An 18,592-nucleotide genomic window follows, 5' to 3' on the forward strand; every position below is an offset into this window, starting at 1 on the left:
AAGGCTTAACGATTGATATCAACCGTTAAGCCTCGGGTACTAAAACCTAATCATAATTGGTTTATTTTAGTGCCAGATCAACTTTCGCCAAATATACTGCTTTTAATTCATCACTAATAAATGAGGCATTAAAGGAATTCTTTACCAAAGTAACAACATCATCTTCTGTCAGCGGTAAATTTTCGCATATATTTATAAAGTTCTGATTCATATAACCTTTGAAATAGGCTGGGTCATCTGAGTTTATGGTGATATTTAGACCATAATCTAGCAGCTCTTTGATATTGTGTTCTTTGTAATTATCAAAGACTTTCAGCTCAATATTTGAGTTCGGGCAAACGGTCAGCGGCATTTGCTCATCTTTCAGTCTTTGCATCAACTCTGGGCTTGTTATCGATTGCACACCATGATCGATTCTATTGATATTTAATAAGTCCAGTGCTTCGTAAATGTACGAAAAATCTGCTTCTTCACCAGCATGGGCGACCAGCTTAAAACCTGCTTCTTTAGCTTTTTTGAAGACATTTTTGAATTTCGATGGTGGATTGCCCAGCTCTGACGAATCAAGACCGACACCAATGATGTCATCTTTGAATGCCAGTGCTTGCTCTAAGGTCTCAAACGCTTCTTCTTGTGATAAATGCCTTAGGAAACACATGATAATACAAGAGGTGATACCATATTTTTCTTTGGCATCTGCAAGCGCTTCTTTGATACCTGTTATCACTACTTCAAAAGGTATGCCTCGTTCAGTATGCGTCTGCGGGTCAAAAAATATCTCTGTGTGAATGACATTATCTTCAACACACTTAAGTATATATTCCCACGTTAAATCATAAAAATCGTCTTTAGTGATCAGGACATTTGCGCCTGCATAGTAGATATCTAAAAAGGTTTGCAAGTTGGTGAAGTTGTAGGCGTTGCGCACATCTTCTATGTTTTTATAGGGAATCTCTATCTGGTTCTTTTTGGCCAATCTAAACATCAGCTCAGGTTCTAGTGAACCTTCAATATGTAAATGCAGCTCAGCTTTTGGTAATTTCTTTATTAAATCAATCATAGGGTTCCAGTGACGGCTTTTTGTAGTAGAGTACTTTTGAGAAGTGCCTTTATAAATGCAAAGCCTGTATAGACGCTTGAGCAATATATCAGTCACCCTCGATTTCTAGAGGCGCTATTATATTGTAATTGATGCCAAAACCCCATAAAAGAACACGATGCTAGCAAAATAACAAGCCATCAGATTCCCTCATCAAAGTTACTTCAGAAACACCACAGTATCAGACAACTCATTACCCGCTGGATCCTGCTCCAAATGATAATACTGACGCAGCACTTGCCCAACTTCATCTAACAATTCAGCAAGGCTTTCTTCGGTTTTTTGATTGGCAATACCTGACACAGCCTTATCACACATCGCCCGCCAAACGGTGGGGCTGACATGAGCACTGATACCACGATCAGCTACGATCTCTAACTGGTGCTCGCAAATATTGACATACACCAAGACGCCCGTATTCTCTTCAGTATCCCAAACTCGATACTCACTAAACAGCTCAATCGCACGTTCGCGACAGCCAATATAGTACGCCTCTTGAATCGGCAGATGGTTTTCTACAATCAAAAACACCTCACCCCGATGCCCTCGCTCTGCACGGGTCACCTCGTCTGTTAAACGTGCTTTGGTTGCTGCTGTTAACCATTTACTATGCAATATAGGAATAAATAAGACTTGACGCCACCAGCGGGCAAAACTGGGATTTGACGCGTTGTTTTCTGACATTTTACTATTTCCTCAAATACGTCATTGCTGACGGTCGTTTAGTATCTGTTTTTACTTAAGCATCTACCAAGCGTCTACCACGAGCCACCAGCACCGCCGCCGCCAAAACCGCCGCCGCCACCACCGAAGCCGCCGCCGCCAAAACCACCACCGCCAGAGCCGCCGCCCATACCGGGTAGGAATATCATGCCGCCGCCTCTACGACCGCCGCCAGACCCACCTTTACCACCACCGCCGCCACGTGAAATCAAAAATAGCCATAAGAATATAGCCATGATAACGGTCATAAAAAAACCACCGCCTAAGGCTAACGATCCCGCAAAAAACCCACCAGCAGTAATAATAGAACCAAATACACGACCAAAAATACTGGTAATAAAGCTTCCAAATATCATCGCCATAATAAATAAAAATATGGGCGATGGTAGCTCGTCTGAACCTTGTTGTGCACTACGCTCGGCTGCTTGCGCATCGGCACGAGCCAATACCTCAGGATCAGCAGTCAGCCGCGTTTTGAGCGCGTCAACGCCAGCTATTATCCCAGCGCCATAGTTATTTTGCTTAAATAACGGCGTGATATCTTCACGAATAATACGATTGACGGCAGCATCTGGTAAAACACCCTCTAGTCCATAACCCGTCAAAATGTACGTATCACGGTCATTGACGGCGACTACCATGAGTAAGCCATCATCAATGTCTTTATTGCCCAGCTGCCATTTCTCAGCTACTTGTAGAGCATAGTCAAAGATAGGAACACCATGGGTCGTAGGCACGATAACCACCGCTGCTTGGGCAAGACCTTGCTGATAAATATTTCTAAGCTGCGCCTCTAGACGCTGTTTTTCTTGCGGATTTAGAATATTGGCCTGATCAACCACAGGATTATTTAATATGAGTTTATCGGCATCGACACTGGGTGCATTTGACTGTATAGGAGAAGGATTTGCGGCTGTTGACCCAACTGTGGCATCATTATTAGCCGCATTAGGGTTGATCGCCTCATTACCTAAAATGGCATCATTGATTGCATCATTACCCAATACAGCGTCATTGATCGCTTCACTAGACTCGCCCGCTTTGGCAATCGCTACCAAGCCACTTTGCATGTCTGAGGTGCTATCAATGGCTTCATTAGGCGCAGCATACAACACAGGCGCACTACTGATGCTGAGTGTGAACAGTAATACTGATAGGATTGCTTTTGAATTGTTCATCTAATCTATACCACCTCAAGTGACATCTGTACTGAGTGAATCTACGTGATACCATTCACAAAAACTAGCATAGCAAAGAAACCAAATTTGACATAGCTAATCGTACTTTTTGGATTTGGTATTAAGTTTAATAGGCATTCATATCCATCAATACCTTTAAAAATGTGGCTAAGCAAACTAGTGGCTAACTGAGCTAAACGATAAAAAATTAAACAAACAGAGCGGCAAATCCCGCTCTGTTTTCATCTCTATTTAATCACCCCTACTCAGCTGTCGCTGACTTGTCATCACCGAAGTCAACACTTGGTGCGGTTGAAATAGCGTCTTCATTCGCCACGCTAAAGTTTGGCTTGGCATTCATACCAAATACTTTTGCTGTAATGTTGGTTGGGAACTGGCGCACCGTCGTATTATAGCTTTGCACTTCTTGAATATAACGGTTACGAGCGACGGCAATACGGTTTTCAGTGCCTTCGAGCTGGGCTTGTAAGTCTTGGAACAAAGCATCTGACTTTAGCTCAGGATAACGTTCAGAGACAGCCATCAAACGTGATAGTGCACCTGTCATCTGTTCCTGTGCAGCTGCATAACGCTCCATCGCTTCTGGATCATTCAGTACCTCTGGCGTCACCGTAATACTACCAGCACGAGAGCGTGCCTCAGCTACTTGAGTAAACACTTCTTGTTCTTGCTCAGCATACTGCTGCACGACTTTGACTAAGTTTGGCACCAAATCAGCGCGGCGTTGATATTGGTTCACCACTTCTGACCACGACGCGGTAACTTGCTCATCTTGAGCTTGCAGGTTGTTGTAGCCACAACCGCTTAGACCGACGGTAGACGTCGCTAACACGGCTGCGAGCAATATGGGTTTTACAATTGATTGACGAGTCATCATTGTTTCTCCTAATAATGGTAAATAATAAATAACCAGTAACACTTTTTTAATAATTTTTTAAAGCTTGTATTTTGAAGCTGATACATGAGGTCATGCAAATGTATGTCTATTTATATTGAAGCCGCATATTTTTTATAATTTTTTATAATAAAGGCACATCACTTATATTAAAGCCACACTAAACATAAGAACAGCAGTTAATGAGTACGATAGCAATCGTATGCCGCTCTACTAGAGTCTCGTCTTATCAACGAAACGAAACTATAGGATAAGATATCTTACACAATGATGGCGCTATCTCGGTATTTTTACAATTAGCCGTTACCAAAACACAACCGCAAAACCACACTGCTATCCCATGACTATTGCTCGTTTTTATTACCTGTCATTGATAACATCTACCTCACAAATATCATCGAACCACTGGCATTATCTTTACTCCATACCTTGTCCAGTATAGAGGAGTGACAGATAAGCGCTGAATGACCGCTCTGTTTTTGTGTAGTCGATGTGGCTTTATCTATTGATTCGACATCTAACAACGGTCAAAACGTGCGATATTTTATCTTTATTTATAGTCATATCTTCCTGACTCAATATGAATATATATGCTTCTGTACAAAGAAAATTCTAGTAATTACTACAAAAATATGGCAAATTGCAGTTACGTAGCCGTACGGTTTGAATACATTTGGTAGTGGACTTATGGCTTGATTAGTATTAGCGAGTTGTTGATTTCTATGTGAAATATTGCTCAGTTATTAGAGATTCGCTTAATCGTCTCAATCAGCCACACCAACCCTGTAGTCAATCGATACCGCTCACAAAAAGTTGAATGCTATCGGCATGATAAGTATTTAATATTATAACCGCCTGTTTTATCCACCGGTCTACTGAACATTCATCTCAGATATTAAGTGATAAGATAAATGTCGCAGTAATTGAGACAGCTTACGCCTTGCAACTATGCTGATACGCATATCGTCGGTAATAAGCTTAAGCAAACTGTCAATATTACTGATAAACCAAGCGGATAACTACAGACAACTACAGTCCATTCTTAGTGGCTAAGCGCGTATGAGACTTAACGGATATACATGAGTCGATGTAGATAATTTAACTGCTTAACTTAAATAAGTAAGTTAACCAGTTAGCTTACTCCTAGCATACAGAGCCACTTTGAGACAGTACTAGGAATATACATATGGAAGGTTTAGTTAACTTAGTAAACGGAATTATCTGGAGCCCCGCACTGATCTATCTGTGCTTGGGCGCGGGCCTATTTTATTCCATTATGACGCGCTTCGTACAAGTGCGTCTGTTCGGTGAAATGATCAAGTTACTCTTTACTGGTAAATCTAGTGATCAAGGTATTTCATCATTTCAGGCACTTGCCGTATCACTCGCAGGACGCGTGGGTATGGGTAACATCGCTGGGGTAGCTGCGGCTATCGGCTTCGGTGGCCCAGGTGCCGTATTTTGGATGTGGGTCGTGGCCTTCTTAGGTGCATCTACTGCTTATGTTGAGTCTACGCTCGCACAGATTTACAAAGAAAAAGATGTCATCACTGGCGAATATCGCGGTGGCCCAGCTTACTATTTTGAGCGCGCACTTGGCCAAAAATGGTATGGCATCCTCTTTGCAATCTCATCTATCCTCGCTTGTGGTATATTTTTACCAGGTGTACAGGCAAACGGCGTTATCAATGCTTTCGCACAGGTAATGGGCGAAGGGTCTGTTATGAGCATTGGCGCCTTAGAAGTTGGCTCAATGCGTCTAGTAGCCTTAGCCATTATCCTTGTGGTATTAGGTATTATCATTTTTGGTGGTATCAAGCGTATCGCAACGTTTACCGAGTATGCCGTTCCTTTTATGGCATTGGGCTATATCGTTCTTGCACTGATCATCATGTTTACTAACTTTGATATGATTCCACAAGTATTCGGTCTAATCGTTAGCGATGCCTTTACTGCTCAAGCAGGTTTTGGTGCAGCGATTGGTTGGGGCGTAAAACGTGGTATTTACTCAAATGAAGCAGGTCAAGGTACAGGTCCTCATGCTGCTGCTGCTGCTGAAGTTGAGCATCCATCACAGCAGGGTTTGGTTCAGGCATTCTCAGTATATGTCGATACCCTATTAGTATGTTCTGCTACTGCCTTCATGATCCTAACCATGGGTACTTATAACATTCAAGGAACATTACCAGACGGTCAGTTCATCGTACAGAATGTCGCTGCTACCACTGAAATCAACGCCCCTGCATTCACGCAAATGGCGATGGAATCTGTTTATGGTGGTTTTGGTAATACCTTTATCGCTATTGCTGTCTTCTTCTTTGCCTTTACCACTATCTTGGCTTACTACTACATCGCTGAAGTGAACGTTGCTTATCTAACGCGCTTTGTTGGTCGCAGTGCCAACAAGACTGGTCTATTCTTAGTCAAAATCTTAATCATGGTGATGGTTGCTTACGGCGGCCTAAACTCAGCTGGCTACATTTGGGCTATTGGTGATATTGGTGTTGGGCTTATGGCTTGGTTGAACATCGTTGGTATTTTGGTCATCTTCATTGTGGCTCGTCCAACGCTTACTATGCTAAAAGACTATGAAGCACAGCGTAAAGCAGGTGTTGAGCGCTACAGTTTTGATCCTGCAAAATTCGGCATCAAAAACGCCCCTTATTGGGAAGAGCGTCATCTAAAAGAGCAACAAAGAATGGCAGCAGATCCACTACGTAAAGAGCATAAGTAATATTCTATAACGTAGCTATTATTCTTTAACATGATTATTATTCAAACCTCCAAAACAAAAGCCCGAAACAATGGTTTCGGGCTTTTTTGTTTCAAACCTTTGCATTCATAAGCCTTCAATAGATATCTTACATAAGTCATCATTACTCTTTAAACTTGCATTAGTGTGAACCAATGAGAGGCTGTTTATCTTACTCTCCACTACATTGAACCGTTTTCATGCAACTGACTTATATCAATGCTATGGTAAACATTAGGTATCCCCCAAATGCAAAAAGCCCAGCTCAATAGCTAGGCTTCTTCGACGTTATTATTTAAATAATTAATTAATCATAAATAAAGAGACTATAGAACCAACTTACTCAGGCATCAATACTGCATCGATAGTGTGAACCACACCGTTCGTTGCCATGATATCTGTACCAGTAATATTAGCCGTGTTACCAGTCGCATCAGTGATAACATTAGCATCACTAATATTGATAGTAGCACCATTTACAGTAGCAACATCAGTACCATAAGGAATGTCAGCTGCCATAACGACCATAGGTACTACGTGATACGGAAGTACTTTTTTCAGTAGATCTGTATCGGCTAATAGCTCTTCTTTAGTAACGCCTAGCTTCTCTAACACAGGAGCAAATGCATCATCAGTTGGTGCAAATACCGTATAAGTCCCAGCATCCATCATCATTGTATCTAAGCCAGCAGCTTGTAATGCAGCCGTTAGAATCGTTAGATTTTCGTTGCCAGCTGCGATTTCAGCAATGCTTTGCGTTGCAGCAGTATCGGCCATTGGATCAGCTTCAGTCATTGGCTCAACTTCGGCAACGGGCTCTACAACCACTTCTTCAGTAGTCACTTCAGGCTCAACAGGATCAGTAGCTGCTTCTTTATCATTACAAGCGGCTAACGACATGGCAGCTGTAACGACAGCAATAGAAAGTAAGTTTTTCTTCAACATAAGTATTTCCTTATAAAGGGATGGTCTGTTAAGTGACTTGTTTGACAAATAACTTAACCCAGTTAATGTATATAACAGCGAACCACTTATCTGTTGCAAATGATAGCAACTAAACAATAGTAATAATGTCGCCTCTGCTATACCAATAACTATAATTTTAACTGATTAATTTCGGATTAATGCTTACTTAGGTAGCAACACTGTATCGATCACGTGTACAACTCCATTGTTCGCTTGTATATTCGCGGTCACGATATTAGAGGTACGATTTCTCCCATCGGTAATTTGTTTTTTATCGTCAAATGTGATGCTGCTGCCTTCCAGCATCTCTTGACTGCCTGCCATAATTTCAGAGGCAAAGACGCGGTCGTCTTCAATCACATGATAGGTGAGCACTTTCGTCAACAGCGGCTTATCTTGTAATAGCTGTTCTTTACTTATATCAAGTTCAGCTAATAATTTAGCAAAAGCGGCATTGTTTGGTGCAAAGACGGTAAAGTCAGCGTCTTCATCAGCGAGGGCATCAGCCAATCCTGCTGCTACTACCGCTTCTTTGAGGATACTGAGATCCTCTGTGGCAACGGCTAGATCGACTATAGACTTATCAGTAGGTAGCAATACGTCGTCAATGAGGTGAATGACGCCATTAGTGGCCAATACATCTGTTTTGATAATTTCAGAGGTATCCCCACTTGCATCCATAATGACATTGGCATCACTAATAGAGAACGCTTGACCATTGACTGTTTCGATACTGTCGCCATAAGGAATGTCAGCAGCTTTGACTGTCATATTGGGAATAACATGATAAGTTAAGACCATGGTTAATAGCTCTTTGTCAGCCAATAACTCTTCTGATGTCACATCGAGCTCTTCCAATAATTCAGCAAATGCAGCATCAGTAGGTGCAAATACAGTAAATTCGTCCTCTGATGACATCAAAACTTTATCAAGTCCAGATGCCTTTAACGCAGCGTTAAGAATGGTTAAATCTTTATTTTCAGCAGCAATTTCTGCAATATTTTGTGTTGGCGCTTCTACAACAACTGAAAAATCATTGTCGTCGTCATTACAAGCGGCTAGCGGCAAAATGGTCATGGCAAGCGCCAGAGATAATAGGGTTCTTTTTAGCATGAGTATATCCTTATGTATGAGTCCAGATGAACCATCTACTTTGTCAGTAGCATCCGTCGAATGATTGAAGTCGAATGATTGAAATTGTTAAAGGATCAAAGCTTTCAACAAGAAACAAAGATGACTGTCGTTTATTGTCGTAGTGTTAAACAATAATGATGACACGCTTAAAAAATATCTCAAACATTCTAAATACCAGCAATTTCATTTAGAAAAGCTTCATCTAAAATAGTTGGCAATTAAAATAGCGTGTATTTAACAATCATGTCATCAAAGACGGTAGCTGGTACTCATACCAGCTTCATCATACAAAGTAATAGGGATATAATTCTTTAACTGAAATTTTGAGATCAATCTTATTTGGGCAGTAATACTCTATCAATAACATGTACTACGCCATTATTAGCAGCAATATCGGTTTTTATGATATTGGTAGTACGACCATTTTCATCCATCAATTTGCCCTGATTGGTGACCATCAGAGTATCTTTACTGAACATAGTAATATTGCCCGGTTTAACGTCTTTCGCATATACTGGCGCAGCACCGTTAATCACGTGATAGCCTAAAATCTTAGTCAATAGTGGCTTGTTGGTAAATAGTTGTGCTTTGCTCATGCCTGTTTCTTGCAGGACTTGTACAAATGCGGCATTGGTCGGCGCAAATATTGTATAGTTTGCATTCGGGTTAGACAAAGCACCCGCCAAATCTGCCGCTACGACGGCTTCGACCAGTAGCGAGAAGTCAGGATTACTTTGGGCAACTTGTACCACATTCATTTTTGCCATAGATTGACTGTGCATAGGTGCTTTCATCGCTGCGCTTTTGCTTGGCATCATATTATTACAAGCGCTTAAACTAGCGATTGAGAGTGCTAATGTACCGATGGTAGCAATTTTAGTAAGCTTCATAACATTATCCTTAATGATTGAGTATTTATTGACTGTTCTATAACTGTCTTGCAGATTAGATCGTCTTCCCTTATAGCAAATACTAGCGCTAATAATAGTGGTAAATGTTAGATGTCACTAATACAACTATTAACATTTACTAGTAAGTTTTGCTTATGAAACATCAATCCTTCTGAAATTAAATTAACATATAACCAAGCTTTATCAATTCCTCTTTACGCAACTTTTTGTAGTACAGGTGTAAACTCTGTCTGACTTTTAAGCACAATCGTTGTGCTTTCATTTATAGAAACAAAGCTTTATGTAATCTTTAAGCGAAATGATATTCATTTGTTCCTAATCGCTTAATGCCATAAACTTTGAACATCATGCTCCCTCAATCAACAGGCAGATTTTTTGTCTAGCATATTGCCAAAGAGGAATAAGTACTGTCCCACGTGAGCTATGATTTTCATGCTAGAATAATGCGGATTTGCCCACGCCTTTTATGAATGTTGCACGCTATTTCTTATTCTTATTCTTATTCTTATTACTTCCCCTTTTATAACATTGACGATATAAGCAGCGCTCCTATGACTCAAACGATGACTTCTCAATCTGATCCTACTTCTAGTCCATCATCCGCTGATGACTTTATTTTAACGCCACCTGCCGTGTTTCCTTATAAAGAGCAGCAACTGACGGCACGTACACGTATCACCGAGCAAATGACATCACGCATCTTGATGTTAGATGGGGCGATGGGTACACAGATTCAGACCTATAAATTAGAAGAAGCAGATTATCGTGGTGAGCGTTTTGCCGATATCAATCAAGACGTACGCGGTAACAATGATTTATTGGTACTGACACAGCCGCACATGATTAAAGACATTCATCACGATCATCTGCTAGCTGGTGCCGATATCATCGAGACCAATACCTTTAACGGTACGCGTCTGTCGATGGCTGACTACGATATGCAGTATCTAGTGCCTGAGCTGAATAAGACAGCAGCCAAGATTGCCCGTCAAGCGGCGGATGAATTTACGGCAAAAACACCTGAGAAACCGCGTTTTGTCGCTGGTGTTGTGGGGCCAACTTCACGCACGTGCTCGCTATCACCGGACGTCAATGACCCAGCTTTTCGTAACATTACCTTTGACGAATTGGTACTAAATTACCGTGAAGCGACCTTATGCCTGATAGAAGGTGGTGTTGATCTCATCCTCATCGAAACAATATTTGATACGCTCAATGCCAAAGCCGCAATCTTTGCCATTACTGGCGTGTTTGATGATATTGGTTTTGAATTACCAATTATGATTTCGGGCACCATTACCGATGCCTCAGGTCGAACGCTATCAGGTCAAACCGCCGAAGCATTTTATAACTCAATCCGCCATGCCAAGCCATTATCGGTTGGCTTTAACTGCGCATTAGGCGCTGATGCACTGCGTCCGCATATCCAAACGCTGTCGAACATTGCTAATACCTATGTGTCAGCGCATCCGAACGCAGGTCTGCCCAACGAGTTTGGTGAATATGATGAAACAGCCGAACAAACTGCTGCCCTACTCGAAGGTTTTGCCAAAGCGGGTATATTAAACATCGTTGGTGGCTGTTGTGGTACGACGCCTGAGCATATCCGCCAAATCGCTAAAATGGTGGCAAATTATCCACCGCGCGTCATTCCAGATATCCCACCTGCCTGCCGTTTGTCAGGTCTTGAGCCATTTACTATTAATTCTGATAGCTTGTTTGTCAACGTGGGTGAACGTACCAACGTGACAGGCTCTAAAAAGTTTTTACGCTTGATCAAAACCGAAGCCTATACCGAAGCACTCGATGTGGCGCGAGATCAGGTCGAAGGCGGCGCGCAAATCGTCGATATCAATATGGATGAGGGCATGCTCGACTCCAAGCAAGCGATGATTCATTTCGTCAACTTGGTGTCTGGTGAACCTGATATCAGCCGCGTACCGCTGATGATTGACTCGTCTAAATGGGACATCATCGAAGAAGGTCTTAAGCGTATCCAAGGCAAGTCCGTTGTCAACTCTATCTCATTAAAAGAAGGTCATACTGAATTCGTTGAGCGTGCCAAGCTCTGTATGCGCTACGGTGCCGCCGTTATCGTCATGGCATTTGATGAAGACGGTCAAGCCGATACTTACGAGCGTAAGATTCAGATTTGTCAGCGCAGCTATGATGTGTTGGTCAATGAAGTTGGTTTCCCATCAGAAGACATTATTTTTGACCCGAACATTTTTGCCGTTGCCACTGGTATCACTGAGCACAATAATTATGGTGCGGACTTTATCAACGCCACCAAATGGATTACCGATAACTTGCCCAATGCGATGGTATCGGGTGGTGTCTCTAACGTGTCGTTTAGTTTCCGTGGTAACCCTATCCGTGAAGCCATCAACTCCGTATTCCTCTATCATGCGATTCAGAATGGTCTGACGATGGGTATCGTCAACCCTGCCATGCTTGAGCTGTATGATGATATTCCAAAGGAAGCACGCGACGCTATCGAAGATGTGATGCTCAACCGCAACCAAGGTGAGAGCGGTCAAGACGCCACCGAACGTCTGATGACTGTGGCTGAAAACTACCAAAACGGTGGCAAGAAAAAAGACAGCACCGTTGATATGAGCTGGCGCGAAGGCACGGTAGAAGAACGCATCGCCCATGCACTGGTCAAAGGCATCACTACCTTTATAGAGGCCGATACCAAAGAAGCATGGGAGAAATACCCCAAGCCGCTAGAAGTCATCGAAGGGCCATTGATGGACGGGATGAACATCGTCGGCGACTTATTTGGTGCCGGTAAAATGTTTTTACCACAAGTGGTGAAATCTGCGCGAGTGATGAAACAATCCGTTGCATGGCTAAATCCGTATATCGAAGCAGAAAAAGTCGAGGGTGAAAAGAAAGGCAAAATCCTCATGGCGACCGTCAAAGGCGATGTCCATGATATCGGTAAAAACATCGTCGGCGTGGTGCTGGGCTGTAACGGCTATGACATCGTCGATCTAGGCGTCATGGTGCCGTGTGAAAAAATCCTCGATACCGCTATCGCAGAAGAAGTCGATATCATTGGCCTATCAGGTCTGATTACCCCAAGTCTCGATGAGATGGTCTATGTCGCCAAACAAATGCAAGAGCGCGGCATGACGCTACCTTTGATAATTGGCGGTGCAACGACCTCCAAAGCGCATACCGCGGTCAAAGTCGAGCCACAATACCAAAATGATGCCGTCATCTATGTATCTGATGCCTCACGCTCAGTCGGTGTAGTCACTAAACTGCTCTCCAAAGAATACCGTCAAGCGCTTATCGATGAAACTCGCGAAGAGTATGTCAAAGTACGTGAACGCCTTGCTAAGCGTCAACCAAAAGCGGCGAAGGTCACGTATGCGGAATCGGTCAAAATTGGTTTTCAGTATGATTGGGAAAACTATGTGCCACCTGTGCCTAATAAGTTAGGCCAAGTGATATTGGATGACTACCCTATCACTAACCTACTGCCATATATCGACTGGACACCATTCTTTATCTCTTGGGGACTGGTCGGTAAGTATCCGAAGATATTGCAAGACGATGTGGTGGGCGAAGCGGCACGCGATTTGTTCGATAATGCCAATGAGCTGATGCAAAAGATGATTGATGAAAAATTAATCGTCGCCAAAGGGGTGTTTAAACTCATGCCAGCGCGCCGTACGGGTGCCGATACCGTCACTGTCTATGACAATGCGAGTGAAGGTGGTGCAGCAGAATATCAATTCGAGCACTTACGTCAACAAAGCGATAAAGCCAGTGGCAAGCCAAACTTTAGCTTGGCGGATTTCATCTCGCCATCGGACACTTACACCGATCACTTGGGCGGCTTTACCGTCTCCATCGTCGGTACAGAAGCACTGGCTGAAAAGTACAAAGCAGCAGGTGATGACTATAATGCCATCATGGTACAGGCATTGTCTGATCGCTTAGCAGAAGCGTTTGCCGAGCATTTACATGAGCTAATCCGTAAAGAATACTGGGGCTATCAACCAACTGAATCACTCACCAATGACGAGATGATCAAAGAAAAATACGTCGGCATCCGCCCTGCGCCTGGCTACCCTGCTTGCCCTGAGCATACCGAAAAAGGCAAATTGTTTGATTGGCTGGGTACGGTAGATGCTATTGGTACGACCTTGACCGAGAGCTATGCAATGTGGCCTGCGTCATCAGTCAGCGGATTCTATTACTCGCATCCTGACAGTGAGTATTTCAACGTCGGCAAAATAAGCTGTGATCAGTTAGAGAGTTATGCTGAGCGTAAAGGCTGGGATATGAAGACTGCTGAGAAGTGGTTAAATCCGAATTTGTAGGAGTGTTTTATTAAACAACAGAAAAGCGGGCTTCTATTTGAAAGCCCGCTTTTTTAAATGATAGACTAGCAAAATAACAAATATGTATATCTAATTCTAGCTCTCGCTAAACATATTAATAATTTCCCAGTCGTTTCCAAGACTTTCTCTCAAATCATTTAATCTATCTTCATGAACAGCGAAACATAGCAAATCCATTGGGCGTGAAAAACCTACATACATCATTTTAGATGCCTCAACCTGCCTACTCTTACTTAAATCTATTTCTCCCCCAAGGAAAAAATTTTTAAGCTTTTTAGCTTCATAGCCGTGATAGTAAGACTCTAGATATAAAGTGGCACAATGGGTTTGTCCCTTTGCAGAATGCACACTTGTAATATCGATTTCAAATCCATCTTCATAATAACTATTCGATTGCGCTATAATTTCAATACCTTCAACCTCTCTAATATCTTCATCTGTAATGAATCGCTGACACTTATTAACCGAACATTCAAAAAACTCTAATAGCTCTGGGACAAAAGACTGTATGTTTACCAATACATCATCAATATCACCTTTGACCACGCCAACAGACCACTGGTAAAGCTTAAGCTTAAATTTAGCATAAAGCTCTTCGTTTTCATCTTTTATCTTGTTAAGTAATTTACGTTTTGTATAAAACATTGAGTTATTTGGACTATTATCTTTTATATTTTCTATTCTTAGTATTTTGATAAAAGCGTTCAATATATTTTTTCTGATAGGTGCTAGAGTATTCGTATCTTTTAGATGATGGGTCAGATACTCTTTTAGGCACTTATAGTCAATTTTTGGACTATTCGTATTAACATCAAATGAAGTAAAATAATCTTCTAATCTTAACCTAGAAATATCATTCCGACTTGCTTCATCTTCTTTCCAATTGACACTCCATGCAATTGCCTTAATAGGCTTTCTACCAAAGTTGGGCAACTTTTCCTCGTTATAATATTGATGCACCAAACGTGAGAAAAAAGGAATAACCTTCTTTATAGTCTCATTATTAAAACATAGAATATGAGGCCTTAGGAGTGCACTGTGATTATTACCCTGAACCGCATAATCAACAGCGTTTACAGCTAAACGATTAACTATATTTGAAATATTTGGACTAAGTCTATGGCTGTTTGCTAAAGGTAACGTTGGTTCTCTTTGTTGCCATATAGAGTTAGCATCTGATTTTCCCAAATTGTATATAGCTTGATTTATGTCTCCAACTCTCTGTAAGATACAGTCACAATTATTTCGATGAAATAATTTCTCTATTAGCTCGTATTGGTGTTGTCCCATATCCTGCATTTCATCAACAAAGACGAAAGGAAAGCGCTTTTGGAGTATTTCTAATATTCCAGTCGACATAATTGCGTCTTCTGCAATTATGTAGGCATCATCAAAATGCAAACAGCCTGACCTAAGAATATCTATTTTAATATCTCTAAGGCACAGATAAGATTGGGAACTTTTTCATTCTTATTTTGTAGACATACATTTCCATGCAAACCTTCAACTAAATTTAAATCTTTATCAAACCTAAGATTTAAAAAATATTTCTCCGGATCATTCTTTCTCTTTAACCAATTAAAAGTACTATAATTTATATTTTTTAGTTTGGAATATCTTCTTAAAGCAAACTCTTCATATATCTCATTGTCTAATCTACTTATTTTTCTTTTAAATATATTACTATAATAAGGAATTGCTAAAAACGTATCCACAAAACTTTGGATCGTACCTATGAAATTAGGGTAAGCGAATAATTTTGGACAATAGCTTTGAATTCGATGTTTAATTTCATCAATAGCAGCATTTGTATGGGACAACACCAATATACCAACACCACCTTCAAGCGGTAACTTAGTTTCTAGTATTACTAACTTAGCTAGTAATGCAGTTGTTTTCCCACTTCCAGGGACTGCTTGCAAGTCTATCGTTTGCATATTTTTGATAAAGTCTCTACGTTCTTCATCGAAAGACTGACCATCTACTAGTAATAGCTTTTCTGCGTAATTTATATCTTCATCCGTTATCAGCATTATCGCTTACTCCTGCTACATAGCGGATGGCATCAAGTAAATATCCTATGTAATCATCGTTTTGATCTAGTTCAATTTCACGTTCACTTTCGATTTTATCCAAATCTTCATCTATTACACTAGCTAATCTACAAGCAACATCTGTTTTATGCAGTCCACCATTAATAAGCTTTCTTGCAAGCTCTAATTCATAGTCATTATCCCAATTAGTTTTTGTGTGGGAATCTTTCAGCGTTTGTTTAAACTCTTTCTTTAAGGTTGTCGATTTCAATAACGAATATTCTAGAGTCCATGATGGTGCAATGAAATATTTAATATTATTTCTATTCTTATCTTCCATTTCGGTCTTTTTAGTTATAATCTGAGACTCGATCAATTTTTCATCTAATTTATTAAAATTATTTTCAGTTCTTTCATAGACCTGTATATCAAGATCAGTAACCACGGCAACAGGTATTTTCATATGTGGTTCATTTTCGCGTAAATATATACGAATATAGTGTTCAAAACCGATATTCCCAATATTAACAATTGAAATACCCTGCGCTGTTAGGTCTATACCTATAAGCTTAGCAAGGCTAGGTAGTAATATTTCCTCAGACCAACCTTCAACAAAAATAACTCCTTTTGCAAAAAATAAATTAGCTTTTGTTGTATCTAGAAACTTCTCTAAAAATTTATAATTATCTTTTTCGAGCTTAGTGTGATTACTTCCCATAGGAAAAGCGTTTCCGCCATAACAAACAATAAGATTTTGCAATTTGAGTTTAGATACTAAATTAGGACTATGAGAAGTAAGAATCAGTTGAATATCATCTTGTTTCTGTAAGTATTCTACTACTTGCATTTGAGCCTGAGGATGAAGATGAGCTTCTAATTCCTCAATCAAACCAAGACGTAAACCTGTCCAGTTTTGCTTATTCAAATGTAATAATTCAGTCGCCATAAATAGACGATTTAGCGTTCCTAAACCAAGATTAATTTCATTTTTAAGCCCAAGGGTCAATTTTTCGAGAATGCTTTTTAAAGTATTCTCACTTGCGAAAAACTCGGTTTCAGCATGTGCACCGTAAAAGTTCTGTACATACTTATCGATATTGTCTTTTATTTTTTTACCATCTTGCGGAACTGTTGAACTACTAGTGGGCACAGGACTATTGACTTGCAAATTACCTTCAAAATATTCAGTCATACTACTGTTAAGTTGTTTGAACAAACTGAGTAATTCATGGTTGTCTTCTTTTCCTTTAAATGCCACATCTCCTAAAAGGACTTGAGCTAATCGGGAGTTTCTCTTTGCTACTAACTCGTTTTTAGCGTCTCTCAATGGTTTTAAATAAGTAGCTTTCAAGTAATCTCTTGCTTCGGCTGTTAATGGATAACCCTCATCATCTGCGCCTGCTCTAACATCAGAAGGTAGCACTCTCTCTTTTATTCGGCGAACGTCATATATAAGTTTTAGATACGGAGTTACTTTTCCACCATTGTCTGTATCCCAACCCAACCACTCTGTGAAATGTGCAGCTTCTTCGTCTAATAAATTTGAAAACTTAAGCTCAATCCTGAATCTTAAAGAGTCTTGGAAAAAATCTTCATCTTCCACTCGAATGTAATCATAACTGTGCGTTTTTAAGACCAGTTTAATAGCATCGACAATTGCAGTCTTACCTGAATCATTTTCACCAATAATAACATTAAGCCCTTTGGTAAATTCAAGATTGAGACTTGGCTTAGAAAGTTCAAAAGTTTTTGAACCAAATTTACGATAATTCCATAACTTTATATTTGATAGATGCATACTCGTCCCTGATGTATATTAAAATTGTTCAATGTTCTGTTTATTCTACTTTACCCTTACCCCGCCGACACCGCTCCGAACAATAAATCACCTGCTCCCAATCCTTCTCCCATTTTTTACGCCACGTAAACGGGCGCTGACAGACGGGGCAGGTTTTTTGCGGTAGGTTTACCTTTTTATGTGCCATCGTCTGCTCCCTTGTTCCGTATGTCTCATATCTATGGTTAATGTTTACTGCCTACCTAGCTTCTTTTTGATGACCCAGCCCTTCATACTTTTTCACCCGTCGGCATTGGTCGGAGCAATAGACCATGCTCTCCCAGTTTTTATCCAGCTTCTTAGTCCAACTAAACTCGCGCTCGCAGACAGGGCAGAGTTTTTTGCGGACGTTCTTCTTTTTGTGCGCCATAACTTTCTCATTGGTTTGTTTAATCTATAGTCGATTCACTATCATCGGATACGGTGTTAGGCTTGCTCAACCTACTGTTTGTAGCAACTTTACTCGCCGTCATTGTATCCAAAGTAGCTGTTGCCGACTATATTACCACTGTCTCTTAATCATAAGCCCTATTTATAGTGCTATTCATAAGTGATGTTCATAAGTGCAAGTCATCAGCATGGCTCATGAGCGTTAATAATTAAGCATTAACGCTTAATCGTTAGCCATCAATCATAGCTGTTAACCAGTAGTGACTAATCGTCAGCTATTAATCAGTAGTAA

General features: G+C 40.7%; 14 protein-coding genes. 2 read left to right on the top strand and 12 right to left on the bottom strand.

Annotation, left to right across the window (positions count from 1 at the left end):
- Positions 1-61: 61 nt before the first annotated feature.
- From JMX95_RS07895 to JMX95_RS07910, 4 genes are all read right to left on the bottom strand, one after another.
- Positions 62-1,060 (bottom strand): adenosine deaminase, encoded by a 999-nt coding sequence (locus tag JMX95_RS07895; RefSeq protein ID WP_201560463.1) that lies wholly within the window; start codon positions 1,058-1,060, stop codon positions 62-64.
- A 198-nt stretch (positions 1,061-1,258) separates the two neighbouring features.
- A complete protein-coding gene (locus tag JMX95_RS07900; RefSeq protein WP_201560464.1) occupies positions 1,259-1,783 on the bottom strand; it encodes a TPM domain-containing protein in 525 nt (174 codons plus the stop codon).
- Between the two features lie 74 nt (positions 1,784-1,857).
- Positions 1,858-3,000 (bottom strand): TPM domain-containing protein, encoded by a 1,143-nt coding sequence (locus tag JMX95_RS07905; RefSeq protein WP_201560465.1) that lies wholly within the window; start codon positions 2,998-3,000, stop codon positions 1,858-1,860.
- A 262-nt stretch (positions 3,001-3,262) separates the two neighbouring features.
- Positions 3,263-3,895 carry a LemA family protein gene (locus tag JMX95_RS07910; RefSeq protein ID WP_045456163.1) on the bottom strand — a complete coding sequence of 211 codons (633 nt, stop codon included), beginning with the start codon at positions 3,893-3,895 and terminating at the stop codon, positions 3,263-3,265.
- Between the two features lie 1,207 nt (positions 3,896-5,102).
- On the opposite strand from JMX95_RS07910, the gene JMX95_RS07915 reads away from it, so the two are divergent.
- Complete coding sequence (locus JMX95_RS07915) at positions 5,103-6,650, top strand: alanine/glycine:cation symporter family protein (protein WP_055125213.1); 1,548 nt, start codon at positions 5,103-5,105, stop codon at positions 6,648-6,650.
- Positions 6,651-7,007: 357 nt separating this feature from the next.
- Here the strand turns inward: JMX95_RS07915 and JMX95_RS07920 are convergent, their stop codons facing one another.
- From JMX95_RS07920 to JMX95_RS07930, 3 genes are all read right to left on the bottom strand, one after another.
- Positions 7,008-7,613, bottom strand: a complete 606-nt coding sequence (locus JMX95_RS07920) for a fasciclin domain-containing protein (protein ID WP_055125212.1) — start codon at positions 7,611-7,613, stop codon at positions 7,008-7,010.
- Between the two features lie 183 nt (positions 7,614-7,796).
- A complete protein-coding gene (locus JMX95_RS07925; RefSeq protein WP_201553174.1) occupies positions 7,797-8,747 on the bottom strand; it encodes a fasciclin domain-containing protein in 951 nt (316 codons plus the stop codon).
- A gap of 356 nt (positions 8,748-9,103) precedes the next feature.
- A complete protein-coding gene (locus JMX95_RS07930; protein ID WP_201560467.1) occupies positions 9,104-9,658 on the bottom strand; it encodes a fasciclin domain-containing protein in 555 nt (184 codons plus the stop codon).
- Positions 9,659-10,230: 572 nt separating this feature from the next.
- Here JMX95_RS07930 and metH point away from each other — a divergent pair.
- Positions 10,231-14,019, top strand: a complete 3,789-nt coding sequence (gene metH / locus JMX95_RS07935; RefSeq protein WP_201560468.1) for a methionine synthase — start codon at positions 10,231-10,233, stop codon at positions 14,017-14,019.
- Positions 14,020-14,115: 96 nt separating this feature from the next.
- Here the strand turns inward: metH and JMX95_RS07940 are convergent, their stop codons facing one another.
- From JMX95_RS07940 to JMX95_RS07960, 5 genes are read right to left on the bottom strand one after another with little or no spacing between them, the layout of a single operon-like run.
- Positions 14,116-15,441, bottom strand: a complete 1,326-nt coding sequence (locus tag JMX95_RS07940; protein ID WP_201560470.1) for a UvrD-helicase domain-containing protein — start codon at positions 15,439-15,441, stop codon at positions 14,116-14,118.
- A 20-nt stretch (positions 15,442-15,461) separates the two neighbouring features.
- Entirely contained in the window at positions 15,462-16,073 is a 612-nt protein-coding gene (locus JMX95_RS07945) for a UvrD-helicase domain-containing protein (protein WP_201553129.1), read from the bottom strand.
- Positions 16,057-17,871: an ATP-dependent nuclease gene (locus tag JMX95_RS07950; protein WP_201553126.1), complete on the bottom strand. Its 1,815-nt coding sequence runs from the start codon at positions 17,869-17,871 to the stop codon at positions 16,057-16,059. The genes JMX95_RS07945 and JMX95_RS07950 overlap by 17 nt, the downstream gene beginning before the upstream one ends.
- A 40-nt stretch (positions 17,872-17,911) precedes the next feature.
- On the bottom strand, positions 17,912-18,058 hold the full coding sequence (locus JMX95_RS07955) for a DUF2256 domain-containing protein (protein ID WP_201553123.1): 147 nt from the start codon (positions 18,056-18,058) through the stop codon (positions 17,912-17,914).
- A 51-nt stretch (positions 18,059-18,109) separates the two neighbouring features.
- Complete coding sequence (locus JMX95_RS07960) at positions 18,110-18,280, bottom strand: DUF2256 domain-containing protein (protein ID WP_201553120.1); 171 nt, start codon at positions 18,278-18,280, stop codon at positions 18,110-18,112.
- Positions 18,281-18,592 lie beyond the last annotated feature (312 nt).

Origin of the sequence: Psychrobacter sp. NC44 (assembly GCF_904846655.1) — a bacterium.
GTDB lineage: Bacteria > Pseudomonadota > Gammaproteobacteria > Pseudomonadales > Moraxellaceae > Psychrobacter.